The sequence below is a fragment of the Embleya sp. NPDC005575 genome (assembly GCF_040605455.1).
Lineage (GTDB): Bacteria > Actinomycetota > Actinomycetes > Streptomycetales > Streptomycetaceae > Embleya.
Map to the genome: position 1 here is coordinate 1 of NZ_JBEXCV010000225.1, position 10,840 is coordinate 10,840.

Below are 10,840 nucleotides of genomic sequence, written 5' to 3' on the forward strand. Positions count from 1 at the left end.
CAGATGCACGGACGCGCCGGATTCGACCTCCTCCGCCACCGCATCCTCCTCCCACAATGAGGACGCAGCGTCACCACCGACTACGGAACAGAGCCTAAATCCTGATACTCCCACCGTGTGCACGAGGGTAGGGCGCGGACCCGGTCGTCCGTCGGTGCTTCAGCCGCTTGCCCGGTGCATCGCCAATCTCGCCGCAGGCCGGCAGTAGCGGCCGTGGGCGGCGGCGTGGTGTTCGAAGTGCGGCGGGAGCCAGGTGCCGGCGAGCAGCCGAGGGTGTGCCGGGAAGGAGTCGAGCGCGGCCAGGGCGAACAGCAGCGAGGCCCAGCCGGAGTGCAGCCGGATGCTCATGTAGCCGTTGCCGTAGGTGTCCTGGAACGAGGCCTGGAAGACGCCGGGGCCGGGCAGGTCCACCGCGTCCAGGCCGTTCCAGTACAGCGACAACGGCGCGATCGGGTGTACCAGGCGCACGTGTTGCATGGTCACCGTGACCTCGCCGAAGCCGTCCGGCATCCAGCGCGGCTGCGCGTCGCGGGCGGCGTGGTTGCGCCGGACGTTGTTGCCGATCGCGTTCGCCGCCAATGAGCCGACCACGAACGCCGGGCCGCCGAACACGAACATGTTGCTGTGTCGGTAACTGCCGTTGCCCGCCGCCCGCATGGTGAACCGCTCGGCCTGCCCCGTGGCCAGCGCCCGATCGCCGGCATCCAGCCGGATCGGGCTGGGCACGAGCGGTCGTTGCGCGACGCGGTCCTCGATCACGTCGGCGACCACGTCGCACGTGTAGAGCAGGAAGTCGTCCAGCGGGGTCCACGGCGGCACCTGCCCGCGGGACCCCTGCATCTCGATTCCGTTCATCATCGCGCCCCCGAACCACCCGATGTGCGGCGGAGTTCGCCGTCGATCGACCGTTCCCCGCGAGCATAGCGGGACGCTCAGTGCGATCCCGAGGGATTGACGGTGATCGGGTCGACCGGGCCGGGCGTGGGTGGCCCCACAGCCGGGATCGGGTCGACTGGCCGCGCCCCTTCTTGTGCCACGATCCCCTCGACCGGACCCGACCCCGGACCCGTCCACCGCTCCGTCCTTCGGTGAATGAGTGAGTGAATGAATGGAGTGTGTGAGTGGGCGATGCATGGATGAGCGAATGAATATGTGGATGCCGTATACGTAGGACGATCACCCACGTTGGTCGTCGTCGAGTCGGTGCTCGGGCGCGCCGGCCGTCAGCAACCCGCCTCCGGGTCGACCCGGTTGTGCAGTTCCTCGCCCGCGAGATACCGGACCAGGTTGTCGCGGAAGAGCCGGAACACCTCGGTGAAGTGTTCGAACGCCGCGCTGGAGCAGTGAGCGGACAGGTACAGGTTCGGCGCGTCCCACAGCGGATCGTCGGCGGGCAGCGGTTCGGCCCCGACGACGTCCAGCGCCGCGCCGCCCAACCGGCCGCCGCGCAGCGCCGCGATCAGGTCCGGCTCGACGACGAACGAGCCGCGACCGACGTTGCAGTAGAACGCGCCCTCGCGCATCGCGGCGAACGCGGCGGCGTTCATCGTGCCGACCGTGTCCGCCGTCTCCGGTGCCGCCGACACCACCGCGTCGCAGCCGGCCAACATCTCGTGCAGGTCGTCCGGGTGGAAGAGCCGGTCCACGTGGTCGGCGGGCACCTCGACGCGCCGCCGGGTCGCATGCACCGTCATCCCGAACGCCTGCGCCCGGCACGCCAGTTGTGACCCGATCCCGCCGACGCCGATCAACCCGAGGGTCTTGCCCCGGATCAGCCCGCCGAAGGCGGGCTTCCAGCGCCGTGCCTCCTGGAGCGCATCCAGGTCGCGATGCCGCTTGAAGAAGGCGAGCAATCGGGCGAAGACGAACTCGGCGATCGGCGCGCCGTTCACGCCCGCCGCAGTGGTCAGCCGGATGCGCTCGGTGGGCAGCCCGGCCGAGAGCAGTTGCCCGTTGCCCGCCGCACAGCTCTGTACCCAGCGCAGCCTGGGCGCCAGGTTCGCCACGTCGAACGGCAGGTCGGCCACCAGCACGATCTCGGCCCGGGCCAACAGGTCGCGCTGCTCGACGGTCAACGCAGGGGCCAGATCCCGCAGTTCCGGCCGGTCCGAGGCGCCCGGCCGGCCGCGCGCGGTGCGCAGTTCCTCGGACTCGACGTAGCGGCAGTCCACGATCTCCAGCCTGGGATCGAGCGCGCGCACCGCGTCCAGGTCGGCCGCGAGCGCATGTGCGGGACGGATGTCCCAGGTGGACGGGTACATGATGCCGACGAGGACGGGCGAGGGTTCGGAGCCGTCGGGGGCGGGCTTGTGTTCGGGCTCGGGCGGGTCGATCACGCGGATGTCCTCCGGTCCTTCGGTACGCCGAGGGTGTGCGTGGCGGCGTGCGTGTTCGCGAGGTAGTCCGGCGCGGCGGCGGTGTCCACGAACCAGCCGGTCGGACACATGGTCAGGATTTCCACGAACGATAAGCCGTCGTCTGGACCCCTTCGCGGATGCCTGGGAGGACCTTGCGGATGTGCCTCGTGTGGGTGTGTGCGCGGGTGGGGCGGGTGGGTGAGCGCCGATGGGTCGCAACGGTTCGGAGAGGTTCGGAACAGTGAAGGCATATGCCGGAACGTTGTTCTGGATAGTAGATGCAGCGTTCCGACCAACAAGAGCGTCGCGGGATCGAAGGTGGGGATCGCCGATGGACGGGATCGAAGCGGCGAACTCCGCCGGTCTGATGGGCAACGCGGTGCGCCGACCGCTGGAGGCGCGGTGGGCGGCGTACGAGGAGGAGATGCGGCGGCTGGTCGACGCGACCTACCGGGTGGTCGAGCGCACCGGCAGCCTGGATCCGACGATGCGCGACGTCATGCGCGAGTCCGGACTGTCGAATCAGGCGTTCTACCGGCACTTCAGGTCCAAGGACGAGTTGCTCGTCGCGCTGCTCGACGACGGCCGGCGGCGGATGGCTGCGTACCTGGACCACCGGATGTCGGCCGCACCCGCCGCCCCGGGCAAAGTCGCGGCCTGGATCGAGGGTGTCCTTGCCCAGGCCGGCGATCCGGTCGCCGCCGCCCGCACCCGACCGTTCGTCGCGCACCAGGACCGGTTGGCCGACCTGTGTCCCGCCGAACAACGCGACTCGGTCGAGGCGATGGTCCGGCCGCTCCGCGACGCCATGGCTTGTGACGTCGGTCGGTAGCCGGCCATTTCGTTCCACCCTCCACGGGCAGGGTTCGGCGAAAGACCCAGGCCGGCGGCCTGACGCAGCGCGACTGGTGACCTCGGAGGGTCACGCCGTAAATAGTGCTGGAGACTCCACGCGGCAAGGCATCAAGAAAGCCCCCGAGTAGCCCCCTGTCGCATTTTCGAGGGGTTGAGGCAGGGGGGATTGGCTCGCGAGGAATAAGGGCCGCACGATGGCGCATGGAGGTCTTCTCGCCCCTTCGCCAAGGGGTGTCTCCGGTATCTTGGGCGACGTCCCAGCAGTCAATGGCCCCGAGGCCGGTGAGCCCCCGGACCCTGTTCGGGCTGCCCTGCCCCGTCTTCGCCGGCTGTCCGGCCGCTCCCGCACCGTGGTGCGGGAGCGCGGTCTGCCATGCCCGAAAGAGAGCATCCGTGACCACTTACGACACTCGCACCGTCGCCGATACCCCCGGATCCCAGCAGACCGGCCATATGGGGGCGGCGTCGTACGACGCCAACGCAATCGCTGTTCTGGACGGCCTGGACGCCGTACGCAAGCGGCCGGGAATGTACATCGGCTCCACGGGAGAGCGGGGGCTCCATCACCTGGTGCAGGAACTCGTGGACAACTCCGTCGACGAGGCGCTCGCCGGGGTGGCCGACCGCATCGACGTGACGATCCTGGCCGACGGCGGGGTGCGGGTGGTCGACAACGGCCGCGGTATTCCGGTGGGGATGCACCCGGTGGAGAAGCGGCCGGCCGTCGAGGTGGTGCTGACCGTGCTGCACTCGGGCGGGAAGTTCGGGGGTGGCGGGTACGCGGTCTCCGGCGGTCTGCACGGTGTGGGTCTGTCGGTGGTCAACGCGCTGTCGACCCGGCTGTCGGCGGAGATCCGAACCGACGGCCACCGGTGGACGCAGGACTACCGGGACGGTGCTCCCACCGCCCCGCCGGTTCGCCACGAGGCCACCTCACGGACGGGCACCTCGCTGTCGTTCTGGGCGGACGGCGACATCTTCGAGACCACCGAATACTCCTTCGAGACGCTGGCCAGGCGTTTCCGGGAGATGGCCTTCCTCAACCGCGGGCTCACTCTGACCCTGACCGACGAACGGCCCTTCGCGCGCGCGACGGCCGCGGCCGACGCAGCAGACTCGGACCCGGCGGCGAAGACGGTCTCCTACCGCTACGACGGCGGCATCACCGACTTCGTGACCTACCTCAATGCCCGCAAGGGCGAGCCGGTCCATCCCTCGATCATCACCATCGCCGCCGAGGACAGGGAACGGCTGCTGTCGGTCGAGGTCGCGCTGCAGTGGAATGGCCATTACACCGACAGCGTGTACTCCTACGCCAACTCCATCCACACCCACGAGGGCGGCACCCATGAGGAGGGCTTCCGCACGGCCCTGACCACCGTGGTCAACCGCTACGCGCGGGAGAGGAGGTTGCTGCGGGAAAAGGACGCGAACCTCTCCGGCGAGGACATCCGCGAGGGCCTGACCGCGATCATCTCGGTCAAGCTCGGCGAGCCGCAGTTCGAGGGCCAGACCAAGACCAAACTCGGCAACTCCGAGGCGCGCACCTTCGTGCAGAAGGTCGTCCATGAGCATCTGACCGACTGGTTCGACCGTAACCCGAACGAGGTCGCGGACATCGTGCGCAAGGCCATCCAGGCGGCCACGGCCCGGGTTGCGGCCCGCAAGGTGCGCGACCTGACCCGCCGCAAGGGCCTGCTGGAAACGGCGTCGCTGCCGGGCAAGTTGTCCGACTGCCAGTCGAACGACCCGGCGATGGCGGAGATCTTCATCGTGGAAGGAGACTCCGCCGGCGGTTCGGCCAAATCCGGCCGCAACCCGCAGTACCAGGCGATCCTCCCGATCCGCGGCAAGATCCTCAACGTGGAGAAGGCCCGGATCGACAAAATCCTGCACAACCAGGAGATCCAGGCGGTCATCTCCGCGTTCGGCACGGGCGTGCACGAGGACTTCGCCATCGCCAGACTCCGCTACCACAAGATCATCCTGATGGCGGACGCCGACGTCGACGGCCGGCACATCAACACTCTGCTGCTGACCTTCCTGTTCCGCTTCATGCGCCCACTGATCGACGAGGGCCACGTCTACCTCTCCCGCCCCCCGCTGTACAAGATCACGTGGAGCCGGGATCACGTCGAATACGCCTACTCCGACCGCGAACGCAACACGCTGCTGGAACGGGGCCGGCAGGACGGCCGCCGGATCAAGGACGACTCCATCCAGCGCTTCAAGGGCCTGGGCGAGATGAACGCGGAGGAACTGCGCGTCACCACCATGGACCCCGACCATCGGGTCCTGGGCCGGGTCACCCTCGATGACGCGGCCGTCGCCGACGTCCTCTTCTCCGTCCTGATGGGCGAGGACGTCGAAGCCCGCCGCCACTTCATCCAGCGCAACGCCAAGGACGTCCGCTTCCTCGACATCTGACCCCGGGCACTGCTCCCGCCCCCTCGGGCGCCCGACCCGAAGGCCCCTGCCAACGGCCCGGGACGGCGGGTCAGTTCGCGGCCACGCTGCCGGGTGCGGCGTCCACGCGGTCCGGACGCAGGCCGTTGACCAGCAGCAGGAGCAGGTGCTCGGCCTGCTCCTGCGGAACCTGCTCGCGCATCCAGGCGGCGGCGTTCATCGGCGCGTGTACGTCCGCCGCCGTGACGTCGTCGCGGACCGCGCCCGCCTCGCCGGCCGAGGCCGGCAGCGTCTCGGTGATCGCGGCCATCCGCTCGCACGCCTCGTGCAATTCCGACGCCTCGTCGTCCAGTCCCTCCATCAGCAGCGCGGCGAGCCCGCGGTACGCCGCCGCGTGTACCGCGACGGCGCCCATCCAGCGGGCGAGGGCGTCCGGTGCCGTTGCCCCGTCCGGTGAGCCCGGTCGGGTTCCTCGCCGACGGGGTGGTTGCCGAGGGAGGAGAAGTCGACCCGCCACGGCTGTTGCGGCCGACTGCTGGGTGCGAGGCGCACGGTCCAGGCGGGCAGGATCACGGTCGCGAGGACCGCTTCGGTGTCGGTCACGGAGACTCCGGAGGTGGGGTGCGGCGGCGAGCACGTGATGCCTGCCGTCGGGAATCGGCGCCCTTGGTCGAGCGGGCAGCGGGTCAGCGGTTGCCCTGAGTGCCGCAGCGTTGGATGATCGGCCCCGGCAGAGTGCGTGCCAGTTCGGCCTGACCCGCCTGGACCATGTGGCTGCGCTGGCGCACCAATCTGCGTTCGGTTGAAGCGGGCACTGTGCCAGGGGCGACCCACCACTGCACCGGATCCGCGCACACGCGCCGAGTTGGCGATCCGGTTCCAGATCACCACGCACGACGCCGGCGAGCGACCGACGGACCGGGATTTCGTCCTCGCTTCACACCGGGACGCTTGGCCGGCTACCCGCGTGCCGCCGTCGCAGTGAAGAGTGCCGCCCGCTCGCGATCGGAGGGGCGTTTCGTGCGGGGGCGACGGCCCGAGTTGCGCGGCCGGTAGGGCGAACGGCGCGCAGGCCGTCCCGGTCCGATCGACCCAGGCCGTGTTCACCGCCACCGTCCGGACCGGGACGACAGGCAGCCGGCTCCCGATCACCGCACGGCGGGCGGCCTCGGGTACGGTCGACGCCGCGATGGCCATGGTCAGCGAGTCTCCGGAGGCCTCCCCGGGTCGTGTCGCCGCGCGAACCTGGCACGAGCGGCGTCGTGGGCGCTGCGCAGAAGCCGCACGACCGTGTCCGTCGTCCTCTCACCGGGATTGACGACCGAGATCCAGCCGAGCGCCCCGTATACCGGGTGCGGCATCACGCAGTCGGCGGCTGCATGGTCGCGAGGTCGGATGAGGCTGCGCGGTTCCTCCCCCGTGAGCTCTCGGAACGTCACACGGTCGGTGTGGATGTTCACCCGCAGGCGGCCGGGAGGGTCGAGGTCGGAAGCCGCGTCGCCGGGGTGGTTCTTGACGACGATCGTTCCGTAGGGCTGGACGTTTCGAGGAATCCGACCGTCGGGGGCGTAGTAGAAGAACGCATCCCCCCACGCAGGCTCGGGGAAGTCGCTGCCCGGCTCCGGGACGACCACGAGCGCGCCGGCGAAGCCTCGCACGGTCGCGATGATCTGTTCCATACTCATGGTTCAAGCATCACCTTCAAGTGCCTATGTGGGGTTGGCGATGGGCGAGCCGGTGAGCGGTTCGCAACGGGTACCGCTTCGAACCACCGACGTCGCCATGGAGTCGGGGTACTCGGTGCAACAGGTTCGCGACCTGGAACGGCTGGGAGTCATTCCCCCAGCCGTGCGATCGAGCAACGGTTACCGTTCCTACACACCGCTGCACGTGCACGCCCTTCGCGCCTATAGAGGACTCGCAGGTGCTGTCGGGCCCGTCACAGCCCGGCAGATGCTCGCGGAACTGCGAACCGTGACGATTCCGGAGGCAGCCTCGGCGATCAGCACGGTCCATGTTCGGCTCGCGCGGGAACGAGAGGAGGTCCTTCGTGCCCAACAAGCGTTGCGCGCGATCCAGGCCGAAGCGCACACACCCGAGTTCGAGCAGGACAGTGACGCGATGACGATCACCGAGCTCGCCGGGGCGCTCGATGTACGTCCCTCCACCCTGCGGTTCTGGGAGCAGGAAGGGCTTGTCACCCCCGAGCGAGTGACGTCACTGCAAGCACGCCGCTACGGTCCTTCAGCCGCCGGAGCGGCCCGAATCGTTGCGGCCCTCCGCGGCAGCGGTTACAGCATTCCCGCAGTGCGCGAGATCATGGCCTCCCTGGGCCGACTCGACGGCCTGGGAGAGACCCAACGCATCCTGCAACAACGCCTCGACCGGATCGCCATTCGGACCGTGGCGCTGCTCCGAGCGGGCGCCGACCTGGCGGCCGTCGTCACGGCCGAAGCAGACCGCCCAAGGCCCGAGCTGGTCGCACTTCAAGCGCCCGTTCACGCACCTGGAGGCCGTGTCCGTGCGTGAGGGCGCCATCTCCTCCTCGACACTGTTGAAGCGGCTGCGATCGGGCTCGCAGAAGAAGCGCATTCAGGACGGGTAACCCCAATCGACGAACTTCGCGGAGTACGCCGAGCTGGATATCGTGTCGCCCGGCCAGTACTTGGTCACGGCGCCCAGCGCGAACTCACAGGCCAGGACTTGTCCCTTCAGGAGGAATTGGGCAGGGTCAGGCCTCCGCACGGCGATTGCAGTGCCGCCGGAGCCTTTGCTTTCGGGGGTCAGCCCCGCAGGGTGGCGATGGCCTTCTCGATGCGCCGTCGGCGCGTTTCGGGCCGCTTCGCGCTCTCGATGGCGCGCACATGCTCACGCTTGTGGCTGTACGCGAGCTCGTCGTATGCGGCGCGGGCGGCGGGGTCGTCGTCCAGGGCTCGGGCGAAGTCCGGGGGCTCGACGACGACGCGCGGCTGGGTGTCGAGCTCGACCTCGACCTCGACCTCCTCGCCGATCGCGACACCCGCGGCCTGCCGGTTGGCGTTGCTGAGGCCGAGCAGGTGGCGGCCTCGCAGGATGGCGACCCGGCTCTTCCAGGAATGCCCGTTGACCGTGATCGTCACGGGCGGCCGCGCACCGGCGCCGAGCGCTGCTACCACCTCGGGCGGAACTTCCAGGCCCCGCATGGGCTCGGGCGGCTCGACGTGGGCCGAAAACTTCATGATCTTTCTCCTGTTGTTCTGCCGCCTCACCGCGGATCCGGCCCGCCCGGCTCCGATGGCGGTTCCCACTTCCCATACCGGGACCATCGCCGTGTCCGGGACGGCTGCGGAACGCGCCGCGCCGTCCCGGGCGGCTGTGAGGCAAGAGATCGCGGCTACTCGGCGTAGGGCTGGTCGGTTTCCGGGGCGCTGTAGCCGAGACTCCAGATGTAGCCGTCCGGGTCGGCGAAGGTGCCGCCGTACCCGCCCCACGGCAGAGCACCGGCGGGCTTGAGGATCGTGGCGCCGGCGTTCCGGGCCTCCGCCATGATCTCGTCGACCCGTGCCTCGCTGCGGACGACGTAGGTCAGAACCAGCCCGCTGAAGCCGCTGCCTTCCGGGTCCGTGCCCACCTGGCCGGCCAGACCCTCGCGAGCGTAGAAGCCGACCGGCGAGGCGCCGTCCGAGTCGAAGAACACCGAGATGCCGTAGTCGTTCTTGATCTTCCAGCCGAGCCCCTCGGTGTAGAACTGCTTGGCCCGGTCCATGTCCCGGACACCGAGGAGGATCGAGCTGACGTGCGCTTTCATGCGTTGCTCCTTGCGATGTAGGTGTTTGCGTGCCGGACATCCGGGCCGGGGCCCGGCTGTCACACCGGCGCGTGCTCGCCGGTCAATCGGTATGACAGGAGGGTCGAGCGGGGCGGGAGTGGGGCCGGGAGTCAGGACGGCGTGGAGGCGAGCGACCCGGCAGACTCCCAGGCGAACCCGTCCGGGTCGGTGAAAGCGTCGGCGGTGCCGCCGAGGACGATGCGGTGCGAGCCGGTGCCGTCGGCGGGGACGCCGAGGTCCTTGGCCAGGGCACGGCGCTTGTACAGCGCCAGCGTGAGACGGTCGGACTGGCCGGGGGCGAACTCGGCGTACTTGCCACCGAAGCTCTTGGCCACGGTCAGGCCCCGGCCGACGTAGAGCTGCTTGGTGGCCTTCACGCTCTCGACGCCGATGAGCAGGACGACCTGGTCGATCTCGCGGGTGGCGGGGCCGGTGTCCTTCTTCGCGGAGGTCGCGATCTTCCAGATCGTCCCGTCCGGGGCCTGGACGACGCCGCTGTAGCCCCACAAGGACTTCGCGGCGGGCTTGAGCACCGTGGCGCCGGCGTCCACGGCGGCGCCGACGAAGCCGTCGACGGTGGCCGGCCCGGACACCGTGAGGGCCAGCGTGAAGCCACGGAATCCGGTGGAGTGCGCCTCGGACGCCCGCAGGCTTATGTACGAATCCACGCCGAAGGCGCGGTAGAAGCGGCGAGCGGCCTCGGGGTCGGCCACCTCAAGGGTGACGCACGCGAGGGACGTGTCGGCTGCGGTGGAAGCGGTGATTGCCATGACCATCACGCTAGGGGCCGCGCGGCGGTCGGGGCTTCTCGATTCCTGACCAGTCTCGAGACTTGCTTCGCCACGCACGCCGGCATGCCCTCCACCTTGATCGCCGACCCCGCACCGCCGGCCCTACCCGCAGCATCGGCATGGTCGGCCGCCGCATCCGCCGCCTGGCGCCGGAAGGCCCCGGGCGGCATGCCGACCAGCTCGGTGAAGCGGGTGGTGAACGTTCCCAGCGACGCGCAACCGACCGCGAAGCAGATCTCGGTGACGCTGAGGTCGCCCCGCCGCAGCAGCGCCGTCGCCCGCTCGATGCGACGCGTCATCAGGTACGAGTACGGCGACTCACCGTAGGCGGCCCGGAACTGCCGACTCAGGTGCCCGGCGGACATGTTCACATCACGGGCGAGCGCCTCCACGTTCAGCGGCTGCGCGTATTCCCTGTCGATCCGGTCTCGGACACGACGCAACCGCGCGAGATCAGCCAGGCGCTGCGCCTGGACGCGTGCACGCCGCCATTCAGGCTTACACATGAGACCCTCCCCTTCGTCTTTCATCTTCCATTTCCATCGACGTCTTCGAGCGTGGGGGGGGGCCCCCCCGGCGGGCCCCCCCCCCCCCCACGCGGGGGGTGCCGGCCCCCCCCCACA

General features: G+C 69.5%; 12 protein-coding genes. 3 read left to right on the plus strand and 9 right to left on the minus strand.

Going from position 1 to position 10,840, the window contains the following annotated elements:
• Positions 1 to 159: 159 nt before the first annotated feature.
• The 3 genes from ABZS54_RS39680 to ABZS54_RS39690 form a co-directional block, all read right to left on the minus strand.
• Positions 160 to 840, minus strand: coding sequence for a hypothetical protein (locus ABZS54_RS39680; protein WP_355547245.1), 681 nt, complete (start codon positions 838 to 840; stop codon positions 160 to 162).
• Between the two features lie 383 nt (positions 841 to 1,223).
• A complete protein-coding gene (locus tag ABZS54_RS39685; protein ID WP_355547248.1) occupies positions 1,224 to 2,336 on the minus strand; it encodes a D-2-hydroxyacid dehydrogenase in 1,113 nt (370 codons plus the stop codon).
• Positions 2,333 to 2,461, minus strand: coding sequence for a hypothetical protein (locus tag ABZS54_RS39690; RefSeq protein ID WP_355547250.1), 129 nt, complete (start codon positions 2,459 to 2,461; stop codon positions 2,333 to 2,335). The genes ABZS54_RS39685 and ABZS54_RS39690 overlap by 4 nt, the downstream gene beginning before the upstream one ends.
• A gap of 227 nt (positions 2,462 to 2,688) precedes the next feature.
• Here ABZS54_RS39690 and ABZS54_RS39695 point away from each other — a divergent pair, with 227 nt between their 5' ends.
• Positions 2,689 to 3,189 carry a TetR/AcrR family transcriptional regulator gene (locus tag ABZS54_RS39695; RefSeq protein WP_355547253.1) on the plus strand — a complete coding sequence of 167 codons (501 nt, stop codon included), beginning with the start codon at positions 2,689 to 2,691 and terminating at the stop codon, positions 3,187 to 3,189.
• A gap of 416 nt (positions 3,190 to 3,605) precedes the next feature.
• Positions 3,606 to 5,639 (plus strand): DNA topoisomerase (ATP-hydrolyzing) subunit B, encoded by a 2,034-nt coding sequence (gyrB, locus tag ABZS54_RS39700; RefSeq protein ID WP_355547256.1) that lies wholly within the window; start codon positions 3,606 to 3,608, stop codon positions 5,637 to 5,639.
• Between the two features lie 70 nt (positions 5,640 to 5,709).
• On the opposite strand, the gene ABZS54_RS39705 is transcribed toward gyrB, so the two are convergent.
• A complete protein-coding gene (locus ABZS54_RS39705) occupies positions 5,710 to 6,513 on the minus strand; it encodes a hypothetical protein (protein ID WP_355547259.1) in 804 nt (267 codons plus the stop codon).
• Between the two features lie 304 nt (positions 6,514 to 6,817).
• Positions 6,818 to 7,297 (minus strand): DUF6194 family protein, encoded by a 480-nt coding sequence (locus tag ABZS54_RS39710; RefSeq protein ID WP_355547270.1) that lies wholly within the window; start codon positions 7,295 to 7,297, stop codon positions 6,818 to 6,820.
• 46 nt (positions 7,298 to 7,343) lie between these two features.
• On the opposite strand from ABZS54_RS39710, the gene ABZS54_RS39715 reads away from it, so the two are divergent.
• Entirely contained in the window at positions 7,344 to 8,147 is an 804-nt protein-coding gene (locus ABZS54_RS39715; protein ID WP_355547273.1) for a MerR family transcriptional regulator, read from the plus strand.
• 254 nt (positions 8,148 to 8,401) lie between these two features.
• Here ABZS54_RS39715 and ABZS54_RS39720 read toward each other — a convergent pair whose 3' ends face one another.
• From ABZS54_RS39720 to ABZS54_RS39735, 4 genes are all read right to left on the minus strand, one after another.
• Positions 8,402 to 8,866: a YdeI/OmpD-associated family protein gene (locus tag ABZS54_RS39720; RefSeq protein WP_355547261.1), complete on the minus strand. Its 465-nt coding sequence runs from the start codon at positions 8,864 to 8,866 to the stop codon at positions 8,402 to 8,404.
• A gap of 125 nt (positions 8,867 to 8,991) precedes the next feature.
• Positions 8,992 to 9,405, minus strand: a complete 414-nt coding sequence (locus tag ABZS54_RS39725) for a VOC family protein (RefSeq protein WP_355547264.1) — start codon at positions 9,403 to 9,405, stop codon at positions 8,992 to 8,994.
• A gap of 131 nt (positions 9,406 to 9,536) precedes the next feature.
• Positions 9,537 to 10,202: a glyoxalase gene (locus ABZS54_RS39730; protein ID WP_355547267.1), complete on the minus strand. Its 666-nt coding sequence runs from the start codon at positions 10,200 to 10,202 to the stop codon at positions 9,537 to 9,539.
• A complete protein-coding gene (locus ABZS54_RS39735) occupies positions 10,202 to 10,723 on the minus strand; it encodes a helix-turn-helix transcriptional regulator (protein WP_355547276.1) in 522 nt (173 codons plus the stop codon). The genes ABZS54_RS39730 and ABZS54_RS39735 overlap by 1 nt, the downstream gene beginning before the upstream one ends.
• Positions 10,724 to 10,840: the final 117 nt, after the last annotated feature.